The following is a 23,479-nucleotide window of genomic DNA, read 5'->3' as shown; positions in this document are numbered from 1 at the left end:
GCCCATGTCCCTCAAAGCCAGACTGTCACGGGACGGCGTCGTCGTCGCCCCCGGCGTCTACGATCCGCTGACCGCGCTGATCGCCACCGATGCCGGCTTCGAGGCCCTCTATCTCTCTGGTGCCGGCGTCGCCTATACGCGGCTCGGCCGCTCCGACATCGGCCTTGCGACGATGAGCGAGATGACCGAGACGATCCAACTGGTGCGCGACCGGGTGGAGACGCCGATGATCGTCGACGCCGACAACGGCCATGGCAACGCCCTCAATGTCCAGCGCACCGTCAGGCTCTACGAGCGGGCCGGGGCGAGCGCCCTGCAGCTCGAAGACCAGAGCCTGCCGAAGCGCTGCGGCCACCTCTCCGGCAAGAAGCTCGTCACCTGCGGCGAGATGGTCGGCAAGATCAAGGCGGCGGTCGACGCCCGCAAGAGCGAGGAGACGCTGATCGTCGCCCGCACCGACGCGATCGCGGTCGATGGCTTCGATGCCGCGATCGAGCGGGCCGAACGCTATGTCGAAGCGGGCGCTGACATCCTCTTCGTCGAGGCGCCGCGCGACGAGGCTGAAGTGTTGGGCATTGCAACCCGCTTCTCGCGCCGTCTGCCGCTGCTCGCCAACATGGTCGAGGGTGGATCGACACCGCTGAAGAGCGCCGACGATCTCGGCGAGATCGGCTTCAAGGTGGTGATCTTTCCGGGCGGCATCGTGCGCGCCATCGCCAGGACCGCCCAGGACTACTACCGCTCGCTCCACCAGCACCGCACCAACAAGCCGTTCAAGGACAGGATGTTCGACTTCGACGGCCTCAACGCGGTGATCGGCACGCCGGAGCTTCTCGCCCTCGGCGAGCGCTACGAGGACCCCGCCGGGATGAAGGCCGGGGGGGAGGAATGAGCGCCATCGATCCCGTCACCCTTGCGGTCCTGAAGGGGCGGCTGGAGCAGATCGCCGACGAGATGGACGCGACCCTCTGCCGCTCGGCCTTCAATCCGATCATCGCCGAGGCCAAGGACGCCTGTCACGGCCTTTATCACGCGAGCACCGGCGCCACCCTCGTCCAGGGCACCAGCGGCCTGCCGATCTTCGTCGGCGCCATGAGCTTTGCGGTCCAGGCGGTGATCGAGAAGGTGAACCGCGAGGGCGGCCTCGCCCCCGGCGACACCTTCCTCTTCAACGATCCCTATTGCGGCGGCACCCACCTCAACGATTTCCGCCTGGTGCGGCCGGTATTCCGCAATGGCGCGCTGTTCGCCTGGCTCGCCTCGGTCGGCCACTGGCTCGACATCGGCGGCAACGTCGCCGGCGGCTATAACCCCAAGGCGACCGAAAGCTTTCAGGAGGGCATGCGCCTGCCGCCGGTGAAGCTGATCACCGCCGGGACGCTCAACCAGGATATCGTCGACATCCTGGCCGCAAATTCCCGGGTGCCGGCCTCCAACTGGGGCGATCTCAACGGCCAGCTCAACGCCCTCGACCTCGGCGAGAAGCGCTTCGCCGCCCTGCTCGACCAGTATGGCGAAGCGGTCGTCTCAACGGCACTCGATGCCTTTTCGGACCGGGCGGAGGCGATGATGCGGGCTGCCATCGCGACACTTCCCGACGGCTCCTATGCCTTCGAGGACGTTCTCGACAATGACGGCATCGTCGATGAGGAACTCACCGTCGCCCTCGACGTGACGATTGCCGGCGAAGAGATGACGCTGGACTTCTCGCGCTCTTCGCCGCCGGCACAGGGGCCGATCAACATCTCCTACGCGACGACGGTCGCCGCCTGCTATGTCGCGCTGAAACACATCTTCACCGACGTTCCGGCCAATGCCGGCTGCCTTCGCCCGATCAAGTTTGTCGTCCCTGAGACGACGCTGCTCGCCGCCAGGGCGCCGAAGCCGATGGCCGGCTATACCGAGACGATCCTGCGGCTGATCGGCGTCATGCTCGGCGCGCTCGCCAAGGCCGACCCATCCCGCGCGACAGCGGCGCCCTTCGGCACGATCAACGCGTTGTCGATTGCCGGCAACCGGGCGGACGACAGCCGCTTCGTGATGTTCTCCTTCTTCGGCGGCGGCATGGGCGGCAATCCCGAAAGCGACGGGCTGAACCACGCCAACAACCCGATCTCGACGGCGACGATCCCGCCTTTGGAGATTCTCGAGGCGGCCTATCCGGTGATGTTCACGCAGTGGGCGCTGCGGCCGGATTCTGCCGGGGCGGGCGAGCATCGCGGAGGCCTCGGCGCGGTCTACGAGATCGAGATGCTGACCGACAGCGACGTCGCGCTGCTCGGCGAGCGCGGCAAGGCGGCGCCCTTCGGCGTTTCGGGCGGCATGGCCGCGGCGCTCAACCGCTTTTCCTGGCAGGAGGGCGAGGAGACGCGCTCGCCGCCCATGGTCTCGAAGATCACCGACGTGAAGGTCAGGGCCGGCGAGCGGGTGCGGCTCGAAACGCCGGGTGGCGGCGGCTGGCGCGACCCCAAGACCCGCCCCTCCGCGCAGGTCGCACGGGACGTGCGGCTCGGCTATGTCAGCCGCGAGGCGGCTGCGCGAGACTACGGCGTCGCACTCGCCGACGATCTCTCCCTCGACGCGGTGAAGACCGCCGAGCTTCGGCAGGGAGTTTCGGCATGAGCACTCTCGGCAGGATCGTCGGCGTCGATGTCGGCGGCACCTTCACCGATCTGTTCTACTATGACGAAGGCGCCGGTGCTTTCCGCACCGCCAAGGTCTCGTCCAATCGCGGCGACGAGGCGGTCGGTTTCATCGAGGGCCTGAAGAGCTTCGGGCAGCTTTCCGATCTCTCCTCCGTCGTCCACGGCACAACCGTCGGCACCAATGCGCTGCTCGAACGCAAGGGCGCGAAGGTCGGCCTCATCACCACCCGCGGCTTTCGCGACGTTCTCGAGATGCGCCGGCGCGACCGCCGCAACACCTGGGGCCTGTGGGGCGACTTCGTCCCCGTCGTCGATCGGGATTTTCGGCTGGAGGTCGACGAGCGGGTGCTCGCCGACGGCACCGTCCGGAAGGCGGTCGATCCCGCCCAAGTGAGGGCGGTCGCCGAGGCGCTGCTCGAAAAGGGCGCCGAGGCGCTGGCGATCGTCTTCGTCAATGCCTATGCCGATCCCGGCAACGAAATCGCGGCGCTGGAAGCTGCGAAGGCCGTCTGGCCGAACGACGACATCGTCGCCTCGAGCCAGATCCTGCCGGAGATCCGCGAGTTCGAGCGGACCTCCACGACCGTGCTCAATGCCTATCTCCAGCCGGTCGTCGGCGGCTATCTCGGCAAGCTCGACGCGGCGCTGAAGGACGATGGCTTCACAGGCAAGTTCCACATCGTCCAGTCGAATGGCGGCGTGATGTCGACTGCGACGGCCCGCCGGCTGCCGGTGCGCACGGCGCTGTCGGGGCCGGCCGCGGGCGTCATCGCCGCTGCGGCGATCTCGGAAGCGGCGGGCTTTCCCAATGTCATTACCGGCGATCTCGGCGGCACCTCCTTCGACGTGTCGCTGGTCGCCGGCGGTGAGACCGCGCTCGCCGCCCAGACGACGATCGATTTCGGCCTCGTCATCCGCACTCCGATGATCGAGATCTCGACGATCGGGGCAGGGGGCGGTTCGATCGCTCATGTCGATGCCGGCGGGCTTTTGCAGGTCGGCCCGGAAAGCGCCGGCTCGCGGCCCGGCCCGGTCTGCTACGGTCAGGGCAATGACCGGCCGACACTCACCGACGCCAATGTCGTACTCGGCCGGATCAATGCCGAGCGGCCGATCGGCGGCAAGGGCAACCGCCTCGATGTCGAGGCTGCCAAGGCCGCCATCGCGAGCCATGTCGCCGGGCCGCTGGGGCTCGGGGTGATGGACGCGGCCGAGGCGATCGTGCGCATCGCCGACGACAAGATGGCCGGCGCCATTCGCCTCGTCTCGATCGAGCGCGGCCACGACCCGGCCGACTTTGCTGCGGTGCCCTTCGGCGGCGGCGGCGCGCTCCATGCCGGCGCGCTGATCAAGGATGTCGGCCTGAAGGCGGCTTTGGTGCCGCGCTTTCCCGGCGTCACCTCGGCGCTCGGCTGCGTCATCGCCGATGTCCGCCACGACCAGGTGCAGACCGTCAATCTCCTCCTGTCCTCCCTCGATGCCGAGGCGCTTTCCGGGCGCATGAAGGCCGAGGCGGCGGAGGCGAGGGCGGTGGTCGAGGCGGCGGGGCTCGCCACCGACAGCGTCGACACGCAGTTCGAGCTCGACATGCACTATCTCGGCCAGACCCACACCATCGCCGTGCCGCTGCCGGGCGAGGCGGCCGAGGGGCTGACGGCAGGCGACATCAAGGCGGCCTTCGAGACTGCCTATCAGAAGACCTTCAGCCGGCTTCTCACCGGCATCGACGCCAGGATCGTCAACCTGCGGACCGCCGCCATCGGCCGGCGCCCGCGTTTCGATCTTTCGGCGCTGGCGCCCGAACCTGGCACCACTGTCGATGCGGCGCGGCGCGAGGCGCGGCCTGTCTGGTTCGACGGCGCCTGGCACGATACCGCCGTCTACGACCGGCTGGCCCTGCCGGTCGGCGCCATCGTCGAGGGACCGGCGATCCTCGAACAGGCGGACGCCACAACGGTCGTCGATCCCGACCTGACGGCCCGGGTCGACGATTTCGGCAATCTTATCCTCGAACGCCGCGCAGCGAAGGACGTGTCATGAGCGGGACTCCCTCGATCGACAAACGCGCGCTGCTCCTCGTCGATCTGCAGAACGACTTCATCCATCCCAATGGCGCCTATGCGCGCGGCGGCGCGAAGAGCGCCGACATCGCGGCCCTGCCGGCCCGGCTGAAGCCGCTTGTCGAAGCGTTCCGGGCGAAGGGTGGTCTCGTCGTCGCAACGCTCTTCACCCTTGTGCCGGGCCGTGGCGGCGAGCCGATCGTCTCGCCGCATCTGAAGAAGCTGCGCCCCTTCATCGGCAAGGGCGATTTCCTGCCAGGCGGCTGGGGACAGCAGCTTGTTGACGAACTCGCACCCGCCGACATCGCCGTCGAGAAGGTGGCGTTCTCGGCCTTCTACATGTCGCGGCTCGAATGGGTTCTGAGAAAATCCGGCGTCGAGCATCTGACGGTCGGCGGCATCGTCACCAATGGCGGCGTCGCCTCGACGGTGCGCGAGGCCCATGTCCGCGACCTCGGCGTGACGGTGCTTGAGGACGGCTGCGCGGCGTTTTCGCGAGCGACCCATGACGAGGCGATCGCCGGGCTGAAGCCGGTGGCGGAGATTGCGACGATTAAGATGGTTTTGGAAGGGCTGTAGAGCGCTCATACGGCGCGGCGCCCCTCTCTCCCTTGAGGGAGAGAAAGTCATTCCAAGGAATTGGGTCGAGCGGAGCGAGATCCAAACCTTGAGAATGACAAGAGAGGGGGGCCACCGCTTCAGCTTCTGCCATTACTGCGGATTGACCCTGTGCAACCCCTCACTTGCGATTTCTATCACTTGGCTTCGCCAAGACGATGAAATCGCTTTCTCTCCCGCAAGGGGGAGAGAGGGCGCCTTCCTCGTCCGCCGCTGAACCGATCATCAACCTGAGGAGCACCCCATGCCCGATCCACGCCGTGTCCTCGTCCTCGTGCCCTTCCCGATGGACGCCGACAATCTCGAAAAACGCCGGGCGCAGATGCAGGCGGTGAAGCTCGGGCCGGACATCGCCTTCGACTTTCGCCCCGTCGCCATCGCGCCCATAAACTACGTCAGCCAGCAGGACATGCTGATCGCCGACATCGGCATGGTGGAAGCCGGCCGGCGGGCCGAGGCGGAGGGATACGACGCGGTCTGCATCGACACGGTATCGGACAGTGGCATGACGGCGCTGCGCTCGATCCTCTCCATCCCGGTCATCGGCGCCGGGCGCCATGCGATCCTTTTGGCGCTGATGCTCGGCGAGCGGTTTTCCTTCGTCTCCATGTGGGACCGCTGGCGCCCGCTCTACGAAAAGACCCTCGCCGAACTCGGCCTTCAGGGCAAATGCGCCTCGATGCGCTCGGCCGACCTGCAGCCGAACAATCAGTCGCTGCTTTCCGGCCGCGAAGAGGAGGTCTTCCCGGTCCTGCTCGCAACCGCGCGGCGCTGCGTCGAGGAGGACCGGGCCGACGTGATCATCCTCGGCTCGACGACGATGCACGAGGCCCATGCCCATCTCGCCGCCAATCTGCCGGTGCCGGTGATCAATCCGGGGCCGCTGACCTACCGGCTCGCCGATGCGGCGATCCGCCTGAAGCTGTCCCATTCCAAGACCACCTATCCGGCGCCGCTCGTCCCCCGCCTCGACCTCTTCGAGGCGATGGGCGCTGCGGTGCGAAACTGAGGAGAACGACCCATGCCGAAGATCCTCGTTCTCAATCCCTTCCCCCTCGACGAAGAGGGCGTGAAGCGCCGCGCCGCCCAGACCGGCCATGTCGAGCTCGACCCGGACACCGAGCTGGTCTTCCGGCCGGTGAAGATCGGCCCCACCTCCTTCATGAGCCCGCACGACTGGCTGGTCATGGATCTCGGCATCTACGAGGCGGGCCTTTCCGCCGAGGAAGAAGGCTTCGACGCCGTCGTCATCGACACCATGTCGGATAGCGGCATGGCGGCGCTCCGTTCGGTGCTGTCGATTCCCGTCGTCGGGCCGGGCAAGGCCTCGATGCTTTATGCGCTCACCCTCGGGGCGAAATTCTCTGTCCTCGCCCAGTGGAAGCCGGCACTGCCGAGATACGCCAAGGTCATCCGTGACTACGGCTTCGAGCGGCAATGCGCCTCGGTGCGCTCCTTCGATGTCGAGCCGGATTTCGTCAACCTCACCGAGGGCAAGGAGGATGCGACCTTCCCGGTGATGCTCGACGTCGCCATGCGCTGCGTCGAGGAGGACGGCGCCGACGTGATCTGCCTCGGCTCGACGACCATGCATCAGGCCGCCGCCTATCTTGCCGAGCGTCTGCCGGTGCCGCTGATCAATCCGGGGCCGTTCTCGTACAAGCTCGCCGAGACGCTGGTCGCCCTTGGCCTCACCCATTCGCGCCGGGCCTATCCCGAGCCGACCCTGAGGAAGGACGATCTCGTCCACGGGATCGTCGCAGCTGCCGCCAAGGCCTGAGAGCAGTCGACCGGGAGATCGCTCTCCCTGTCGCTGGTATCGCCCGCGCGGCGCCTGGGGCGACGGTCCGAGACCGCCGGCCGCGTCATGGTTGCATGCAATCCTCTTGCCACAGGGTTGCATGCGGGGCAGACTTCGCGCTCTCAACCGGCACGAGGTCGATCCATGACTGCCACCTCCGACCTTCACATCGACGTCGTCGTCCACCCGCGGCCGTCCCGCGTCGTCTTCAACCTCGACCACACCGCCTTTGCCGGCGGCGAGCCGATCGGGCTGAAATTCATCCAGCTGATGCGGGCCTTCTATGTCGAAGACGATACCCCGCTGGAAGCGATCGCGATCTTCCACGGCGCCATGGGCTATCTCTCCCTGAACGATGCCGCCTATGACCGCGATCAGAAGACTTCCGCCGGCAACCCCTACAAGACCATGATCGCCGCCGAAGCCGGGCAGGGCACGCGTTTCGAGGTCTGCGCCCAGACCGCGCGGGAGAATGGCTGGGTGAACGCCGATTTCCTGCCGGAGATCGCCGTCAATTCCGGCGCCAATCTGCGCCTCGTGCAACTCGTCCAGGAAGGCTTTGTCGCGATCCAGCCGTAGCGTCGGGGGAGACGATCCGGGCGCCGGTCCAACCGCATCTGACCTTCCGGCAACAGGCCGTCGACGATTAGCCGGAGTACGGTCCGCCCGGTGGGGCTCGACCGCAATTTCGTCGGCTTTCGGGCGCGATTGCGGCGAAGCATCAACCGCGGACCATAGCCGATGATCGCCCGTTTCCGCCGCAGCGCCCGTGGCACAGCTATGGCCGCGCTGTTCCTTGCCCCCCTCGTCGCATCGCCGGCGATGGCGCAGCAGACACCTGTCCGGGCCGGCGAGGAGCCGCGCAGCCTGCTCCTCGACCAGCTCTACGCGCTGGCGGGGCGGCAAAGACCGCTGTCCTTCGGCTCCGAGGCGATCCTGACCGCCTGCTGGAGCCCCGCGGAACTCGCCTCGAAGGGCGCTGCAGAAAAGGCGATCACCCACCGCGGGCCTGATGTCCGGCTCGGCCCGCCCCCGCGCCTTCGCCCGCAGCTTTCCTCGCCGCCACTGCCCGCTGCCGAGCAGAACTCGATCCGCCACGTCGATACGGGCGGCGAGAAGCTCGTCGCGCTCACTTTCGACGTCTGTGAGCAGAACAACGAGAAAGCCGGCTATGATGGCGCGATCGTCGACTATCTGAGGGCGAGCGGCGTTGCCGCCACCTTCTTCCTCGGCGGCAAATGGATGGCCACCCATCAGGAGCGGGCGATGCAGATCATCGCCGATCCGCTGTTCGAGGCCGGCAACCATGCCTGGACCCACGGCAATATGCGCGTTCTGACCGGCCAGGACATGCAGGACCAGATCGACTTCACCCAGGCCGAATACGAGCTGACGCTGGACCGGCTTTTCGAAAAGCCCTGCGCGCTGGCTGCCGGCGCCGCCGAGATGCGCCGCATCCCGCTCGCCATCCGCGCCTTCCGCTATCCCTATGGCACCTGCAGCGCCGAGTCGCTCGCCGCCGTCAACGCCGCAGGGCTCGCGGCGGTGCAGTGGGACGTCGTCACCGGCGATCCCGGCAAGGGCACCTCCGCCCGGTCGATCGAGCGGACGGTGGCGAACCAGGTGAAGCCCGGCTCGATCGTCGTCATGCATGCCAATGGCCGCGGCTGGCATACCGCCGAGGCGGTGCCGCAGCTCGTAGCGGCGCTGAAGGCGAAGGGCTATCGCTTCGTCACCGTCAGCCAGCTCATCGGTGCGGGCCGGCCGGTGGCGGCGAAGACCTGCTACGAGGTCAAGCCCGGCGACAACAGCCGCTACGATCGGCTGTTCGGCCGCGGCACCGGCGACCGACCGGTGCATGCCGCCTCCGGCCCCGTGAGGAATGGCCGTGGCGATCCCGCAAAGGGCGAAAAGGCGCTCCGGCCCGATCCCGGAGCCTCGCCCGACGGGGTCAGCCGGGCCATGCGCAAGTCCCTCTCGACGGAGCGCGATGACGCCGGCACTCGCGCGCGGCCGAAGATCGCGTCCGAAACGCTGCCGGCTTCGCAGCCGTGATCGGCGGCGGCACGGCGCCTTTTCGGGCCGAAGCGTATCATGTCGCTGGCCATTGGATCGCGCCGCTCGCCGCCGGCGAAGCCGCGATCCTCGCGGCGGAGATGGCAACGCTCGACCCCTGGGCGCGGCTCGGCATCGCTGCTGAAGGTCTTGCCGCGACACTGTCGCCGGCCGGCGATCCCTCGCTTTATGCGCCGGTCGCCTTCGGCCTGCGCCAGGCGGGCGTCGAAGCGCGCCTTGCCGGGCAAGACGAGCTCCTCGGCGCCTGCGCGATCCGCCCGCGCTTCCTCAATGGCCCCTATCTCGCGCTGCTCTTCGTGCGCCCGGCGGCGCAGTCGCGCGGTACCGGCCGGGCAGCGCTCGCCTTCATGGAGCAGGAGGCCCGCCGCAGCGGCGCCAACGGCCTCTGGGTGTCGGTCTCGGCCTTCAACGACCGGGCCTTCGCCTTCTACCAGCGCTTCGGCTTTGCCGAGGTCGGGCTGGTGCCGGACCTGTTGCGGGAAGGCGAGGACGAGCGGCTGATGCGGAAGGCGTTGTAGGGCATGCGGTCGCGCAATGATAGCGGTCAGCACCGAGCGGCCGAGAAGCCTCAGCGCCCCGCTCCCTCCGCCACCAGATGTCCGCCGCCGACATCCACCAGCCGCAGCCGCTGCGGCGCGTCGCCGACCTTGCGCACCGGGCTCGGAATCTCGCTGACCGAGCGTTCGAAGGCCGGTCGCCTGCGGGCCGGGTCCGGCTGCGGCACGGCGGCGATCAGCCGCTTCGTGTAGGGGTGGCGCGGATCGGAAAAGATCTGGTCGCGTGTTCCCGCCTCGACGATCTGCCCGAGATACATCACCGCGACCCGGTCGGAGACGTTCTCCACCACCGCCATGTCGTGGGAGATGAACAGATAGGCGATGCCGAACTCCGCCTGCAGTTCCCTCAGAAGCTTCAGCACCCGCGCCTGGACCGAGACGTCGAGGGCCGAGACGCTCTCGTCGGCGATGATCAGCTTCGGCCGCAGCGCCAGGGCCCTCGCGATGCAGATGCGCTGGCGCTGGCCGCCGGAGAATTCGTGCGGGTAGCGGGTCATCTGGTCCGCCGACAGACCCACCCGCTCGAACAGTCCCGCCACCCGCTCGCGTCGCTCCCGCCCCGAGGCGATGCCGTGAATGACCATCGGTTCTGCGACGAGCTCGCCGACATTCATCCGCGGATCGAGCGAGGCGAAGGGATCCTGGAAGATCATCTGGACGTCGCGCCGCAGCGCCTTGGTCTCGGCGGCGGTGCGCCCCGCCATGTTGCGGCCGGCAAGCAGGATATCGCCGCGATAGGGCACGAGGCCGGCCAGCGCCTTGGCGGTGGTCGACTTGCCGCAGCCGGATTCGCCGACAAGCGACAGCGTCTCGCCGGGCATGATCCTGAAGGAAACTCCGGCGACCGCGTGGACATGCGCCTGAACGCGCGAGAGGATGCCACCCTTGATGTCGAAGCTGACCTTCAGATCCTCGACCTCGACCACCGGCTGCGTGACGGCGTCTCCGGGCTCGCGCGTCGCCACCCGGCCATCGCCGCTGCCGATCCGCGGCACCGCGGCGAGAAGCTCGCGCGTATAGGCGTTTTTCGGCGCACCGAAGATCTCCCCGACCGGTCCTTCCTCGACCATCCGGCCATGGCGCATGACGATGACGCGGTCGGCCATCTCGGCGACGACGCCCATGTCGTGGGTGATCAGGATCAGCGCCGTGCCGAGCTCCTTCTGGAGGTCGCGCAGGAGTTCCAGCACCTCGCCCTGGACGGTGACGTCGAGGGCCGTCGTCGGCTCGTCGGCGATCAGCACGTCGGGCTTCAGGGCAATCGCCATGGCGATCATCACCCGCTGGCGCATGCCGCCGGAAAGTTCGTGCGGATATTGCTTCAGCCGCCCCTCGGCATCCGGGATGCGCACCGCCTTCAGCGCCTCCAGCGACCGCTGCCGCGCCTCGGCGCGACCGACGGGCTCGTGCGCCATGATCGCCTCGCCGAGCTGGCGGCCGATCGACAGCACCGGATTGAGCGAGGTCATCGGTTCCTGGAAGATCATCGCGATGCGGCTGCCGCGCACCTTGCGCATCGCCGCTTCTGAAAGCTGCGTGAGATCCTGCCCGCCGAGCCGCACGGCGCCGGCGGCGATCTTTGCACCAGGCTTCGGCAAGAGGCCCATGATCGCCAGCGAGGTCATCGACTTGCCGGAGCCGGATTCACCGGCGATCGACAGCGTCTCGCCGCGCTTCAGCTGGAAGGCGAGATTGGACACGACCGGCCGGGGGCCGTCCTCACCGCCGACGACGACGGTGAGGTCTTCGACCGTGAGGACACTGTCGTCATGCGTGGCAGGAACGCGGCGGCGTTCGATTGTCATGGTGGGAATGAGGCTCATCCGACGGCACTTTGCGGCGCTCGTGCCCGTGCCGGCCGGGGATGGCGGCGACGACGATCCCCCTCTGCCCTGCCGGGCATCTCCCCCTCAAGGGGGGAGATCGGCTGATCGCAGACGCCGCCGCTTTTCTTCAACGATGCAGAAACCGCGAAACCGTCGACGCGCGGGATCTCCCCCCTGGAGGGGGAGATGGGCGGCAGCCCAGAGGGGGGCGCGAAGGGCGCGACGCCTGGACCGGCCACCCCAAAAACCATACGCTGCATTTCATGCCGCACGCCACCGTTCCCGAGATCCACCGCAAGAACGCCCGCCGCATGCGCAGGGCGATGACCGAGGCCGAGCTGAAATTCTGGAACGCCGTCCGGGCGCATCGCCTGATGGGGCTCGGCTTTCGTCGTCAGCTTCCGGTCGCTGGCTTCATCGTCGATTTCGCCTGTCCGGAGTATCATCTGATCGTCGAAATCGACGGCAGCCAGCATGGCGACGACCTCGACGTGGTCCGCGACGCGCTGCGCACCGAGTGGCTGGAACAGGCGGGCTGGACCGTCGTCCGTTTCTGGAACGACGAGGTGTTGAGGGATATCGACGGCGCCTGTGCGCATGTCCTCGCCGTCATCGAGGAGAAGTCGCCAGGTATGTTCGTGACCCCGGCGGAGCGGTGATGCGAGTGCGTTTCGTTGCATGTGACGGCGGCGGCGGCGACCCCCCTCTGCCCTGCCGGGCATCTCCCCCTCAAGGGGGGAGATCGGCTGGTCGCAGACGCCGCCGCTTTTCTTCAACGATGCAGAAACCGCGAAACCGTCGACGCGCGGGATCTCCCTCCTTGAGGGGGAGATGGGCGGCAGCCCAGAGGGGGGCGCGAAGGGCGAGACATCGGCCGACGCCCCAGTGATCATCCCGGTCGAGCCGGCGAAAAGCTGCCACCCGGTCGCCGAACGCGCCGTCATCGCAGTGGATTGCGCACCAACGCCGACGCGCCTGATCTCCCCCCTGGAGGGGGAGATGGGCGGCAGCCCAGAGGGGGGCAAGCCGCGCCCCGCGTCGGAGGATTTCCCCCCGACGCCGCGCCGACGGTGGCTCGAGACTCCTGCCAGCGTCATTCGAAGACGCAGCGGGGGAAGTAGAACGACACCACCCAGTTCGGCATGTCGACGATCTCCGAGATCCTGAGGTCGCCGCAGGTGGAGACCAGCATATAGGCCTCGACCGGGTCCATCTGGTAGCGCCCGGCGAGGAGGTCGACCATCTGGGCGACGGCCTCCTTCGCGCCGGTCATCAGGTCGGGACCGATGCCGGTCGTCACCTCGTAGCCCTTGGCGTCGAGATGGCGGGTGACAGGCCCCGGCGTTGTGAAGCGCGGCATCTTCAGCCGCGCGTCCTTGACGAGATCGAGGGTCAGCACCGTGTTCATCGGGCTCTCGATCGCCGTGCCGCAGACCTCGCCGTCGCCCTGGGCAGCATGGGTGTCGCCGACCGAGAACAGCGCGCCCGCCACCTCCACCGGCAGATAGAGCACCGTCCCGGCCGCAAGGTCTCTAATGTCGAGATTGCCGCCGACCCGGCGCGGCGGCACCACCGAATGATGGCCGGGCTCGGCGAGAGCGCAGCCGATGGTGCCGGCGAAGGGCTTCAGCGGCACCCGGCCGTTCTTGCCGAACAGCGCCGGCTCGAGGGTCTCCGGATCGTATTTCCAGATGTTGATCGCCGGATCGGGAAAGTCGTCGGCGAGGAGGCCGAAGCCGGGGATGTTCGCCGTCCAGCCGAAGCCCGACGGCTTGAAGCTCTCGATGGTGATCTTCAGCGCGTCGCCGGGCTCCGCCCCCTCGACGAAGATCGGCCCGGTGACCGGGTTGATCTTGCCGAAGTCGACGGTCTTCACGTCCTCGACGGTGGACTCCGGCGAGAATTGCCCGCCGGAGGAATCGAGGCACTCGAACTCGATGGTGGAGCCGGGGGCGACGCGCGCCGCCGGCTCGAACGAGTTGTCCCAGCCGAAATGGTGCTGGTGGCGATGGATGGTGTAGTCGCAGTTACTGCACATCGGTCACATACACGTAGTCGTAGTTGATCGGGATGTGGACGGGATCGACATAGAGGTTGTCGGCGCCGCCCATCCGCTTCGACTTCATGGTGAAGCGCTGCTCGTTGAAGATCGGCACCCAGGGCGCGTCGGCCATCACCTTGTCGTAGATGTCGCTCCACATCTTGTCGCGCTCGTCGGCCTTCGCCGGGTCAACGATGGAATCGGCCTTCGCGGCTTCCTTGTCGAGGTCCTCGTTGCAGTACCACGACCAGTTCCAGCCGCCCGGCACGGCGCCGGCGCAGCCGAGGATCGGGCCGTAGAAGTTCGACGGATCGGGGAAGTCGGCGATCCAGGCCATGCCGCCCGACCAGATCATCGGCGCCTGGTCCTTGGTGCCGCCCGCGGCGATCACGTTGGCCTGGGCGAGCGACTGGATGTCCGCCTTGATGCCGATCTGCGAGAGATCCTGCTGGATCGCCTGGGCGATCCGCGGGTTGGGATCGGTGTTCATGACGTAGAGCTCGGTCGAGAAGCCGTCTGCAAAGCCGGCCTCGGCGAGCATCGCCTTGGCCTTTTCCGGATCGTAGGCGTAGCCCTCGAAGCTCTTGTCGTAGCCCGGCATCGAAGGGGGAAGCGGCTGGTTGGCCGGGATCGCCCGGTTGTTGATCATCTGGACGATGCGGTCCTTGTTGATCGCCATGTTGACCGCCTCGCGAACCTCCTTCTTGTCGAAGGGCGGCATGGTGACGTTCATGGTGATGTAGCCGGTCTGCAGCTGGCCGCCCTCGACGACGCGGGCCTTCTGGTCGGGATCGGCCATCACCTCCTGGAACTTCGCCGGCGGAATGCCGTCGCCGGGGATGTCGACCTCGCCCTTCTGGAGGCGGAGGAGAGCGACGATCGGCTCCTGGCCGATCTCGAAGGTGATCTGGTCGAGATAGGGGACGCCGTCGCGCCAGTAGTCGGCGTTCTTCTCGAAGGTCAGCTTCTGGCCGATCGTCCAGTCGGACAGCTTGAAGGCGCCGGTGCCGACCGGATGGTGGCCGAAATCGGCGCCGTATTCCTCGACTGCCTCGTGCGGAACGACGGAGGCGAAGTTCAGCGCCATCACATGCAGGAAGGTGGCGTCGGGCCGCGACAGGGTGATCTTCACCGTCGAAGGATCGACCACCTCGACGCCGGACAGGCCGTCGGCCTTGCCGCTGGCGACCTCGTCATAGCCCTTGATCGAGCCGAAGAAGCCGGCGCCCGGCGACTGGGTCTTTGAATCGGTCACCCGGTCGAGGGAATATTTCACGTCGTCGGCGGTCATCTCGCGGCCGTTGTGGAACTTCACGCCCTTCCTCAGATGGAAGGTGAACACCGTGCCGTCGTCGGAGATCTCGTAGCTCTCGGCCAGCGCCGGGCGAAGCTCGGTGGTGCCGGGAACATAGTCCATCATGGCGTCGAACAGGCTCTTGATCATCGACCAGTTCTGCCAGTCGTAGCCGATCGCCGGATCGAGGGTCGAAACGTCGTCCTTGTAGGTGACGGTGATCGCGCCGCCCTCCTTGGCGTCCGGATCCGGCTGGTATTCGGCGGCCTTTGCGCTCGCCATGCCGGCGTCCTCGGCGAAAGCCGGCGCCGATGCGCTGAGGGCAAGGCCGAGCGCGAGCGCGGCGACGCTGCAAGACAGGAATGATTTCATGCGTCTGTCCTTTCTGGAAGTTACTGGAGCTTGATGCGGGGATCGATGAAGGGGGTGACGAGATCGGCGAGAAGATTGCCGAGGACGATGGCGCAGGCCGAGACCAGGGTGACGCCCATGATGATCGGGATGTCGACACGCTGGATCGCCTGCCAGGCCAGCTGGCCGATGCCCGGCCAGCCGAAGACGCTCTCGACGACGACGATGCCCGACATGAACATGCCGATGTCGATCCCGATCATCGCGATGACCGGCAGGACGGCGTTGGGCAGCGCGTGGCCGAAGATCACCGCGCTGCGGCGCAGACCCTTGGCGCGGGCGGTGCGGATGAAGTCCTGGCGCAGCACGTCGACCATCGAGGAGCGCATCATCCGCGAGTACCAGCCGGCGCCGAGGATGCCGAGGGTGAGCGACGGCAGGACGAGATGGGAAAAGCTGCCGTAACCGCCGATCGGGAACCACGACAGCCGGACGGCGAAGACGTAGAGGAGCAGGAGCCCGACGACGAATTGCGGCGCCGAGACGCCGACGAAGGAGCCGACCATCAGCGCCTGGTCGGTGGCGGTGCCCCGCTTCAGCGCCGCGACGAGGCCCATGGTCAGGCCGAGGATGAGCTCGCAGACGATCGCCCCGACCATCAGTTCGAGGCTTGCCGGCAGCCGCGCCGCGATCAGCTCGCCGACCTCGGTGCGCTGCAGATAGGAGCGGCCGAAGTCCCCCTGCACGAGGCCGAGGAGATAGCGGCCGTACTGGACGATGAAGGGCTGGTCGAGGCCGAGCTGGTGGCGGATGTTCTCCACCGTCTGCGGCGTCGCCGAGCGGCCGGCGATCTGGCGCACGGGATCGGCCGGCAGGACGTAGAGCAGCGCGAAGGTGATCAGCGAGACGCCGAGAAGGATCAGCAGCGACTGGACGAGGCGGCGGGCGACATAGGCGAGCATCTACATCCTCCCCGTCTGGGTCGGGTCGAGGATGTCGCGCAGCGCGTCGCCGACGAGGTTGAAGGCAAGGGCAAGGGCGAGGATCGCCGCGCCGGGGAAGAAGACCAGCCAGGGCGCTGCCTGGAAATAGGTCTGGTTCTCGAAGATGATGTTGCCCCAGGAGGGGGTCGGCGGCTGCACCCCGACGCCGAGATAGGAGAGCGTCGCCTCGAGCAGCACCGTCGTCGAGATGCCGAGCGTGCCCCAGACGATGATCGTCGGCAGGAGATGCGGCAGGATGTGGCGAAACAGGATGCGCGGCGTCCCGGCGCCCATCGAACGCTCGGCCTCGATGAACTCGCGGCGCGAGAGCGAGGATGTCTCTGTGTAGATCACTCGCGCCGTCTGCACCCAGTTCACGAGCGCGATGACCATGGCGACGATCCAGAGGCTGGGCGAGAGGATCGCGGCGAGGCAGATGGCGAGAAGCAGCGCCGGAAACGCCATCATCAGGTCGGTGAAGCGCATCAGGATGGTGCCGATCCAGCCGCGGTAGAAGCCCGCCGTCACGCCGACCAGCGTGCCGATGACGAGCGCGATGCCGTTGGCGACGATGCCGATGATCAGCGAGGTGCGCGCGCCGAAGAGGATGCGGGTGAGGAGGTCGCGGCCGAGGAGGTCGGTGCCGAGCAGGAACTTTTCGCCCGGCGGCATCGGCGCGCCTTCGAGGCTCAGCCCGTCGAACATCTGCTCGTCCGGCGAATAGGCCGTCAGATAGGGCGCGAAGATGGCGCCCCCGACGGTGATCAGGATGATCGCGATGCCGAGGATCGCCAGCGGTCGGCGCAAGAGCCGCGAGACGACGCCGCGCCGCGCCGGCGGCGTGCCGGGCGAGATTGCATCGCCGGTGGCGATGACGGCGCTAGTTTGCGACGGGGTGCTCACGGCGCACTCCCTGTTCGAGTTCGACGATGCGGCGGGCGGCGTCCTCGATGGTCACCTGCCAGCTCATGGCGAGCGCCCGCAGCTGGGCATAGGCACGCTCCTCGCCGACGCCGCCGGCCGAAAGGGCGACGACGGCGCGGACGATGGTCTGGCGTTCGGAAACCCGCGCCCTGAGGCTCTCGACCTCGCCGGCGAGCGCCCGCCGCGCTTCGAAGCCGCGTTTGGCGATGAGCAGTGCGGCATAGATGCCGGAATTGCCGACCGGCTTGACCAGATGGCTGTCGGCGCCCTGGGCCAGCGCCCATTCGATGCGGCCGGGGGCTTCCGAGCCGATCAGCGCGATCAGCGGCATCGGCGCTTCGCCGGCCTTCCAGGGGAACTGGTCGTCGAAACCGAGATCGGCGTCGAAGAAGCAGAAGTCGGCGCCGAGGGCTTCAGCCGGAAGCTCCGGCCAGACTTCCACCGCATCGAGGCCGATGGCGCCGAGCTGGCGCATCAGCGTGCTCGTCGCCGGATGCGGGCGATGCAGGACGAAGGCCGTCGCGCCGCCGAGATTGGGGATGCGCTCGCGCCGGGTCATGAGACGACCCGCAGCGGTGGCCGGCCGAAATGTGCGGCCGGATCGTAGCGCGACAGATAGGGGTCCGGCGCGACGAGGGCCGGGCTCGATTCGACGAGGTCGAACCGCCCGCCGCGAACCCGGCCGATGCGGATCGGCAGATGCGCATGCTGGCTGGCAGGATCGATGGCGATCGCCCCGAGAGGCGTCTGGAACGTGCGGCCGGCAAAGCCGAGGGGGCCATCGGCGGAGGCAGCGTCCCCTGCTTCGAGGAGATCGGCGAGGACGAGGACGGCCGAATAGGCCGCCGTGTAGAAGGACGAGGCGTCGCAGGCCGTCGCTCCCGCCGGCGCGAACCATGGGCCGACGGAGAGATGACCTTCCGCCGAGGGGCCGATCGCCGGCAGTTCGATCTCGGTGAGATTGCAGGAGAGGATCGGACAGCGCTCCGGCGTGAAATGCGCGTCCTCCGCGCCGAGCCGGCCATAGGCCTCGAAGAAGGCATAGGAGGAGGGGCCGATCAGATTGTTCAGGATGAAGTCCGGCCGGGTCGCCCGGATCTCGGCGATCAGCCGCTCGACGTCGGTATCGCCGAGCGGCAGGTAGCGCTCGCCGAGCACCTTGCCGCCGGCGTCGAGAATGACGTCCCGCGCGACGCGGTTGGTCTCCCAGCCCCAGATGTAGTTGGATCCGAGGAGAAAGCCATCGGCGCCGAAGCGCGGCACGACATGGGCGAGCAGCGGCACCAGATGCTGGTTCGGGCAGGCATGCATGTAGACCACCTGCTCGTTGGTCTCGAAGCCCTCATAGGGGCAGGGATACCAGAGCGTGCCGCCATGCTTTTCCAGGACCGGGATCACCTCCTTGCGGCTCCAGGAGGTGGTGCAGCCGATGACGTGGCGGGCCGTGGAGGTGCGGAAAATCTCTTCGCAGAGCGGCGCATAGCGCTCGGTGCGGCCCTCGGGGTCGAGCGCCACCGGCGAGAAGGCGACCGTTCGGCCGGCATCGGCATTCACCGCCTCGATCGCCGCCAGCGCGCCGGCATGGGAGGCGCCGGAAAGCAGCCGGTAATTGCCGGAACGGGAAAACAACAGGCCGAGATCGACGCTTCGTCGCACTTGGAGTTCCCTGAACGAAAAAGCCCCGTTTGGCTGCGACGTCCGGGGACGCCGCAGCCAAACGGGGCTCGAATGCCGCCGGCGGTCATCGCCGGTATGTGCCGCCGAGACTATCAGGCGCACCCTCTCTGTCAATCCGTGATCAGATTTTCCTTTGCACAGATACTGTGCAGCAGGTCGCGGCTCGGCGCGAGCGCGCTCGGATGGATGCTGTCGGCGCACATCGCCACATCGACGGTCACGAACGCAAAACGGGCGCGATCCGGAAAAGACCGCGCCCGCCGCTTGCAAACATCCTGCCGAAGGGTCAGCAGCCGGAGGCAGACAGCATCGCGCTCTCGCCGTCGGTCTTGTCGACCTTCACCGAGCAGCCGCCGCCGAGATCGACAGACTTGCCGCTGGCGACTTCCTCGCGGCCCTTGCCGACGATGTAGAGGGTCGCGCCCTTGTCGGAGACCGCCGAGACGAACACCTTGTGATCGCCGAAGGTCTTGGTCTGGCCGGTGGCGGTGCCTTCGTCGGACCCGCCGGAGGCGTCGGACGCGGCGGCATCGCTCGATGCCGGCTCCTTGGCCGGGGCGGCCGTCTCGCCGCCGGACTGGGCGTTTTGCTCGCCGGAAGACTGCCCGCTCTCGGCCTCTGCCGGCTGCTGCGCGGCCGCGTCGTTCGAGCCACCCGCAGCGTCGCCTTCGCCAGACGACTTCTCTTCGCCTTCTGCCGGCTGCGCCTTCTCTTCGCTCGCCGCCGGCCGCTGCGACTGCTGCTGGTCCGCAGACCCGCCGGAAGCCGCCTGGCCGCTGCCGTCGCAGCCTTCTGCCGAAAGCTTCGCCTGGCCGTCCTCGACGGCATCGAGCGTCACCGAGCAGCCATTGCCGACGTCGACGCTCTTGCCGACTTCGACGCTCTGGCGGCCCTTGCCGCCGACGACGAAGAGCGTCGCGGCATTGTCCTCGACGCCCGAGACGAAGATGCGATTTTCGCCGAACACCGCGGTCTGGCCGGCGCCGAAGCTGTCGCCGGAGGACGACTGGTCGCCGCCGCCCGCCGCGGCCTGGCTGCCGCCCGCCGCGGCCTGGCCGCCGGCGGAGCCACTGTCACCCGCAGGCTGTTCGCCCGAGGACTGGCCCGACGCCGCACCCTTTTCGCTGCCTGAGCCCGAAGCCGGAGCCGCCGCGGCCTTGTCGCCGGAGCTGCCGCCGCCGGACTGACCGGACTTCTGCGCCTCGCCCGACTTCTGCGCCTCGCCGGACTGGCTGCCGTCGCAGCCCTTGCTCGACAGGCTGGCACCATTGTCGCCGACCTTGTCCAGCGTGATGCTGCAGCCATTGCCGGCATCGATGCTCGAACCGGTCTTGACCTCCTGGCGGTCGCCGCCGACGACCATCAGCATGGCGCCGTCGTCGGTGATCCCCGAAACGAAGACCTTGGTGTCGCCGAAGGTCGCGACGCCGCCCACCGGCACCGGACCGCTATTGCCGCCGGAGCCGCTGCCGCCCTCAGAGGAGCCCTGCTGGCCGGACGTAGCCGCCTGCTGCTGCCCGCCCTGCGCGGATGTCTGCTCGCCGCTCTGGCCCGCCTGGCCGCTCTGCTCGCCGCCGGACTGGCCTTCCGCCTCGCCAGTCGCCGCTGCTGCGGCGGCGCCCTGGCCGGCGCCGTCATTGCCGCCGCCGGAGCTGCTGCCGCCTGCGGCCGCGGCCTGCTGGCCGCCGCCCTTCGAGGCGTCCTCACCACCCGAAGCGGCCTTGCCGCCCTCGCAGCCTTTCGACGACAGGAATACTGCACCGGACGCTGCGCCGGACAGCGTCACCGAGCAGCCGTCGCCGACATCGACACTGTCGCCCGCCTTGACGTCCTTCGCCTCGCCGTCGCCGGCGGCGATCTTGGCGCTGCCGTCGGACACCTCGGAAACCTGGATCCGGCTCGAGCCGAAGATCGCCGACTGCCCGGCCAAAAGGACCGCGCCGGTCGGCCCGACCGACTCGACCAGCGAGGCCATGTCGCCGCCGCCCGACGCGCCGCCCGATGCGCCGCTCTGGCCGCCGCTGCTCGACAGGCCCGACACGCTTTCCTGCAGCTTGGCGATCTCGGCCTTCAGCTCTTCGATCCCCTGGCTGGTCTTGTCGCCGCCGTCCTTCGGCTGCACCGCCTGCGAGATCTGGTCCGTCTTGGTCTCGACGGTCTGGCCGATCTGGTCGAGCTGCTGCTTCAGGCCGGCGAGGGCATCGGTGACGCTCTTGCCGGTTTCGTCGAGCTTGCTCGACACCGTGTCGGAAACCGACTGGACGTCGGTCCGAGTCGCATCGATCGGCTCCTTGAGGGACGCGATCTGCTTGTCGACATTGTCGCTGACGTCGTCGACGTCGGGGCCGAGCAGCCAGCCGATGAACAGGCCGACGACCAGCGCCACGACGATCGGAATGAAGTTCGAACCGCCCATGCAATCTTCCTCCCGGGAATTTCGTGCAGGCCAAGGAAGGAAGGGGGACCGGGCCGGAAGTCAACCGCGCAGGGCGTCAAAGCAAGTTTTTTTGCGCTGTCCCTTGCCATGGCGGGCGGGTGAAAAATGTTCGCCCGATTGGCCCTTCGTTCCGGTGCCGCCCTTTCGGTTGCGTCGCTCGGCGGTGCATGGGATGGACGCGGGCACCGCAAAGGGCAGGAGAGGATCTTTTCAGCGATGACGGTCGAGCTTTCGGTCAATCTCAATGCGGTCGCCATGCTGCGCAACCGGCGCGATTTGCCCTGGCCCTCGGTCACCGGCCTTGGCCGCATCGCGCTTGCCGCCGGCGCCCACGGGCTGACGGTGCATCCGCGCCCCGATCAGCGGCATATCCGCTTTTCCGACCTGCCGGCGATCCGCTCCCTCATCGACGAGGAGTTTCCCGAGGCCGAGTTCAACATCGAAGGCTACCCGTCGATCGAGTTCCTCGCCCTCGTCTCGGCGGCAAAGCCCGAACAGGTGACCCTCGTCCCCGACGATCCCTCGCAGCCGACTTCCGACCACGGCTGGGATTTCGAGCGCCGGGGCGCGTTCCTGCGGCCGATCGTCGAGCGGCTGAAGGGCGAGGGGGCCCGGGTCTCGCTCTTCGCCGACGCCGACCCCCGGGCGATGCCGGCCGCCGCCGCGACCGGCTGCGACCGGGTCGAGCTCTATACCGGCCCCTATGGCGGCACCCATGACGATCCGCGCGCCGCCGAGGCGGAGATCGACAGGCTCGGCGCGGCCGCGGATGCGGCGCTGTCCCTCGGGCTCGGGGTCAATGCCGGCCACGACCTCACCGTCGCCAACCTGCCGCCCTTGGTCGAGCGCATTCCCGCCCTCGCCGAAGTCTCGATCGGCCACGGCCTGACGGCGGATGCGCTGGAATACGGCATGGCCGAGACGATCAGGCGCTTCCGCCGGGCCTGCGGCCAGGCGGTGTGAAAGCTGCCGGACCAGCCACCCGCTGGCGACCAGGCTCGATAACTTCGTGGCCGGCGCGGGCGCCAACCCGCCGTTCGAGGCAATGGGGCGCTTAGTAGCGCAGATCCTTGTCGTAGATCGCCAGCACCCAGTCGGGCAGGGTCGCATCCGCCTGGGCGAGATGGCCGCGCCTGAACACGAGGAGACGTCTCGGCGGTGCGTTGAGTGCCGAGTTGTCGAACACCATGCCTCTGTCGGCGAGAAGGACGGCTTCCCGGATGAGCGGCCCGCCGCGATCGTATCGTGCCCTGATCTTGGCTTCGGGCACGTCGTGGCCGCCTTCTTCGGTGCGGCCCTTCACGCGCTCGACAGAGAGGTCCGCGCCGGCAATTCCGACATGCATCAACACGACGAGGAAGTCGCAATCACGGGCCCTTCGGATCAGCTCCAGCTTCGAGGGGTGAGAGAAGACCGTCTCGGTCGCGAAGCTCCCCCGTTTCTTGAGTTTCTCGTCGCGGCGGTCCGCAGCGATCTCGGCGGCCTTGTAGGCCGCCTGCATCGACGGGTCTTCGAGTTCGTCCCGCTGAATGAGGTCGGCATTGATGAAGGGACCCGCGAAGCTCGGCGCCACTCGGGTCTCGTAGAGGGTCGACTTGCCGGCGCCGTTCGGTCCGGCGAGAAGCACGAGGGTCGGCCTCATGGAGTGGTAGGAGCCGCCGCGTGGACGAGATTGCCGCCGGCATCGAGCCCGACGCCGCGCCCGAGAGACCGGCGCTTTGCGAAAAAGGCCTTCTCGCTTTCGGAAGGCTGACCCATCGTCTCCGTAAAGGCGTCGAGCCAGGCGGCCTCTTCCTCTTGACTGAGTTCAATCGTGTCGAGGCGGCCTTCGAGCGCCGCGACGATCCGGGCATTGTCGTAGGCGCCGGACTGCTCGATTGCCCGGCCGAGCTTCACCCAGTGGGTGATCTGGCCGGCGACGGAGCGGCTCTGCAGCTCGGCCTCGCGGCGAATGAGGGCCATGGTTTCATCGGAGAGTTTGACGGACTGGGCCATTGTTTCACCGCTCGGTTCGTCGGCACGGATCGGAAGGATGGTTGCGATCAGTCTGCCGGTCAAGGGAAAGGGTGGCAAATTGACACCTGCCGTCATTGGTTGCGCCGGACCACCGTGGCTCGCCGCACCGATCGCTGTGCGTTCACGCTGGCGTGCCGGGCTCGTCGAGCCGAACGTCGCCGCATCGGCGAACG

21 protein-coding genes are annotated in these 23,479 nt (G+C 67.8%); 11 read left to right on the top strand and 10 right to left on the bottom strand.

The genetic code is table 11. The features are described 5' to 3' along the window. The first annotated feature begins 4 nt into the window (after positions 1-4). The 9 genes from E3C22_RS14395 to E3C22_RS14355 all read left to right on the top strand — a co-directional run bounded on the left by E3C22_RS14395 (position 5) and on the right by E3C22_RS14355 (position 9,718). Positions 5-892 (top strand): isocitrate lyase/PEP mutase family protein, encoded by an 888-nt coding sequence (locus E3C22_RS14395; protein WP_134762740.1) that lies wholly within the window; start codon positions 5-7, stop codon positions 890-892. After that, a complete protein-coding gene (locus tag E3C22_RS14390) occupies positions 889-2,622 on the top strand; it encodes a hydantoinase B/oxoprolinase family protein (RefSeq protein WP_134762739.1) in 1,734 nt (577 codons plus the stop codon). The genes E3C22_RS14395 and E3C22_RS14390 overlap by 4 nt, the downstream gene beginning before the upstream one ends. Further along, the gene (locus tag E3C22_RS14385) at positions 2,619-4,685 is read left to right on the top strand and encodes a hydantoinase/oxoprolinase family protein (protein WP_134762738.1); all 2,067 of its coding nucleotides are present in this window, start codon (positions 2,619-2,621) and stop codon (positions 4,683-4,685) included. Before E3C22_RS14390 ends, E3C22_RS14385 begins: the two co-directional genes overlap by 4 nt. Beyond that, complete coding sequence (locus E3C22_RS14380) at positions 4,682-5,284, top strand: cysteine hydrolase family protein (protein ID WP_134762737.1); 603 nt, start codon at positions 4,682-4,684, stop codon at positions 5,282-5,284. The genes E3C22_RS14385 and E3C22_RS14380 overlap by 4 nt, the downstream gene beginning before the upstream one ends. Positions 5,285-5,567: 283 nt before the next feature. Next, positions 5,568-6,332 carry an aspartate/glutamate racemase family protein gene (locus tag E3C22_RS14375; RefSeq protein WP_134762736.1) on the top strand — a complete coding sequence of 255 codons (765 nt, stop codon included), beginning with the start codon at positions 5,568-5,570 and terminating at the stop codon, positions 6,330-6,332. 12 nt (positions 6,333-6,344) lie between these two features. Next, a complete protein-coding gene (locus E3C22_RS14370; protein ID WP_134762735.1) occupies positions 6,345-7,103 on the top strand; it encodes an aspartate/glutamate racemase family protein in 759 nt (252 codons plus the stop codon). Positions 7,104-7,268: 165 nt separating this feature from the next. After that, entirely contained in the window at positions 7,269-7,703 is a 435-nt protein-coding gene (locus E3C22_RS14365; RefSeq protein ID WP_134762734.1) for a DsrE family protein, read from the top strand. A 162-nt stretch (positions 7,704-7,865) separates the two neighbouring features. Beyond that, positions 7,866-9,179 (top strand): polysaccharide deacetylase family protein, encoded by a 1,314-nt coding sequence (locus E3C22_RS14360; RefSeq protein WP_134762733.1) that lies wholly within the window; start codon positions 7,866-7,868, stop codon positions 9,177-9,179. 101 nt (positions 9,180-9,280) lie between these two features. Then, the gene (locus E3C22_RS14355) at positions 9,281-9,718 is read left to right on the top strand and encodes a GNAT family N-acetyltransferase (RefSeq protein ID WP_134762732.1); all 438 of its coding nucleotides are present in this window, start codon (positions 9,281-9,283) and stop codon (positions 9,716-9,718) included. A 50-nt stretch (positions 9,719-9,768) separates the two neighbouring features. Here the strand turns inward: E3C22_RS14355 and E3C22_RS14350 are convergent, their stop codons facing one another. After that, entirely contained in the window at positions 9,769-11,562 is a 1,794-nt protein-coding gene (locus E3C22_RS14350; RefSeq protein ID WP_134762731.1) for an ABC transporter ATP-binding protein, read from the bottom strand. Positions 11,563-11,621: 59 nt separating this feature from the next. Between E3C22_RS14350 and E3C22_RS24935 the strand changes: the two genes are divergently transcribed. Beyond that, on the top strand, positions 11,622-12,242 hold the full coding sequence (locus E3C22_RS24935; RefSeq protein ID WP_342635625.1) for an endonuclease domain-containing protein: 621 nt from the start codon (positions 11,622-11,624) through the stop codon (positions 12,240-12,242). Positions 12,243-12,676: 434 nt separating this feature from the next. On the opposite strand, the gene E3C22_RS14330 is transcribed toward E3C22_RS24935, so the two are convergent. From E3C22_RS14330 to E3C22_RS14300, 7 genes are all read right to left on the bottom strand, one after another. Further along, a complete protein-coding gene (locus E3C22_RS14330; protein WP_134762729.1) occupies positions 12,677-13,621 on the bottom strand; it encodes an acetamidase/formamidase family protein in 945 nt (314 codons plus the stop codon). Further along, complete coding sequence (locus E3C22_RS14325) at positions 13,611-15,200, bottom strand: ABC transporter substrate-binding protein (protein ID WP_245515026.1); 1,590 nt, start codon at positions 15,198-15,200, stop codon at positions 13,611-13,613. The genes E3C22_RS14330 and E3C22_RS14325 overlap by 11 nt, the downstream gene beginning before the upstream one ends. Positions 15,201-15,310: 110 nt before the next feature. Further along, positions 15,311-16,231: an ABC transporter permease gene (locus E3C22_RS14320; RefSeq protein WP_134762727.1), complete on the bottom strand. Its 921-nt coding sequence runs from the start codon at positions 16,229-16,231 to the stop codon at positions 15,311-15,313. Then, positions 16,232-17,107, bottom strand: a complete 876-nt coding sequence (locus E3C22_RS14315) for an ABC transporter permease (protein ID WP_134763017.1) — start codon at positions 17,105-17,107, stop codon at positions 16,232-16,234. 25 nt (positions 17,108-17,132) lie between these two features. After that, positions 17,133-17,735 (bottom strand): ANTAR domain-containing response regulator, encoded by a 603-nt coding sequence (locus E3C22_RS14310; RefSeq protein WP_134762726.1) that lies wholly within the window; start codon positions 17,733-17,735, stop codon positions 17,133-17,135. Beyond that, positions 17,732-18,832, bottom strand: coding sequence for a transporter substrate-binding protein (locus tag E3C22_RS14305; RefSeq protein ID WP_134762725.1), 1,101 nt, complete (start codon positions 18,830-18,832; stop codon positions 17,732-17,734). Before E3C22_RS14305 ends, E3C22_RS14310 begins: the two co-directional genes overlap by 4 nt. Positions 18,833-19,139: 307 nt before the next feature. After that, positions 19,140-21,269, bottom strand: coding sequence for a hypothetical protein (locus tag E3C22_RS14300; protein WP_134762724.1), 2,130 nt, complete (start codon positions 21,267-21,269; stop codon positions 19,140-19,142). 237 nt (positions 21,270-21,506) lie between these two features. On the opposite strand from E3C22_RS14300, the gene E3C22_RS14295 reads away from it, so the two are divergent. Then, the gene (locus E3C22_RS14295) at positions 21,507-22,253 is read left to right on the top strand and encodes a pyridoxine 5'-phosphate synthase (protein ID WP_134762723.1); all 747 of its coding nucleotides are present in this window, start codon (positions 21,507-21,509) and stop codon (positions 22,251-22,253) included. A gap of 91 nt (positions 22,254-22,344) precedes the next feature. Here the strand turns inward: E3C22_RS14295 and E3C22_RS14290 are convergent, their stop codons facing one another. Further along, positions 22,345-22,932 (bottom strand): ATPase, encoded by a 588-nt coding sequence (locus tag E3C22_RS14290; protein ID WP_134762722.1) that lies wholly within the window; start codon positions 22,930-22,932, stop codon positions 22,345-22,347. Continuing rightward, entirely contained in the window at positions 22,929-23,285 is a 357-nt protein-coding gene (locus tag E3C22_RS14285) for a TA system antitoxin ParD family protein (protein ID WP_134762721.1), read from the bottom strand. Before E3C22_RS14285 ends, E3C22_RS14290 begins: the two co-directional genes overlap by 4 nt. Positions 23,286-23,479: the final 194 nt, after the last annotated feature.

The sequence above is a fragment of the Jiella endophytica genome, from assembly GCF_004519335.1.
Classification (GTDB): domain Bacteria; phylum Pseudomonadota; class Alphaproteobacteria; order Rhizobiales; family Rhizobiaceae; genus Jiella; species Jiella endophytica.
Note: the sequence above shows the minus strand (reverse complement) of the source record. Positions and strands in the feature narration are given on the sequence as shown.

Coding starts and splice junctions, on each gene's coding strand:
- E3C22_RS14325 (WP_245515026.1), bottom strand. CDS start 15,200: ATGGCGAGCGCAAAGGCCGCCGAATACCAGCCGGATCCGGACGCCAAG.
- E3C22_RS14380 (WP_134762737.1), top strand. CDS start 4,682: ATGAGCGGGACTCCCTCGATCGACAAACGCGCGCTGCTCCTCGTCGAT.
- E3C22_RS14350 (WP_134762731.1), bottom strand. CDS start 11,562: ATGACAATCGAACGCCGCCGCGTTCCTGCCACGCATGACGACAGTGTC.
- E3C22_RS14375 (WP_134762736.1), top strand. CDS start 5,568: ATGCCCGATCCACGCCGTGTCCTCGTCCTCGTGCCCTTCCCGATGGAC.
- E3C22_RS14300 (WP_134762724.1), bottom strand. CDS start 21,269: ATGGGCGGTTCGAACTTCATTCCGATCGTCGTGGCGCTGGTCGTCGGC.
- E3C22_RS14310 (WP_134762726.1), bottom strand. CDS start 17,735: ATGACCCGGCGCGAGCGCATCCCCAATCTCGGCGGCGCGACGGCCTTC.
- E3C22_RS14320 (WP_134762727.1), bottom strand. CDS start 16,231: ATGCTCGCCTATGTCGCCCGCCGCCTCGTCCAGTCGCTGCTGATCCTT.
- E3C22_RS14285 (WP_134762721.1), bottom strand. CDS start 23,285: ATGGCCCAGTCCGTCAAACTCTCCGATGAAACCATGGCCCTCATTCGC.
- E3C22_RS14385 (WP_134762738.1), top strand. CDS start 2,619: ATGAGCACTCTCGGCAGGATCGTCGGCGTCGATGTCGGCGGCACCTTC.
- E3C22_RS14330 (WP_134762729.1), bottom strand. CDS start 13,621: ATGTGCAGTAACTGCGACTACACCATCCATCGCCACCAGCACCATTTC.
- E3C22_RS14390 (WP_134762739.1), top strand. CDS start 889: ATGAGCGCCATCGATCCCGTCACCCTTGCGGTCCTGAAGGGGCGGCTG.
- E3C22_RS14355 (WP_134762732.1), top strand. CDS start 9,281: ATGGCAACGCTCGACCCCTGGGCGCGGCTCGGCATCGCTGCTGAAGGT.
- E3C22_RS14365 (WP_134762734.1), top strand. CDS start 7,269: ATGACTGCCACCTCCGACCTTCACATCGACGTCGTCGTCCACCCGCGG.
- E3C22_RS14295 (WP_134762723.1), top strand. CDS start 21,507: ATGACGGTCGAGCTTTCGGTCAATCTCAATGCGGTCGCCATGCTGCGC.
- E3C22_RS14370 (WP_134762735.1), top strand. CDS start 6,345: ATGCCGAAGATCCTCGTTCTCAATCCCTTCCCCCTCGACGAAGAGGGC.
- E3C22_RS14360 (WP_134762733.1), top strand. CDS start 7,866: ATGATCGCCCGTTTCCGCCGCAGCGCCCGTGGCACAGCTATGGCCGCG.
- E3C22_RS14290 (WP_134762722.1), bottom strand. CDS start 22,932: ATGAGGCCGACCCTCGTGCTTCTCGCCGGACCGAACGGCGCCGGCAAG.
- E3C22_RS24935 (WP_342635625.1), top strand. CDS start 11,622: ATGGCGGCGACGACGATCCCCCTCTGCCCTGCCGGGCATCTCCCCCTC.
- E3C22_RS14395 (WP_134762740.1), top strand. CDS start 5: ATGTCCCTCAAAGCCAGACTGTCACGGGACGGCGTCGTCGTCGCCCCC.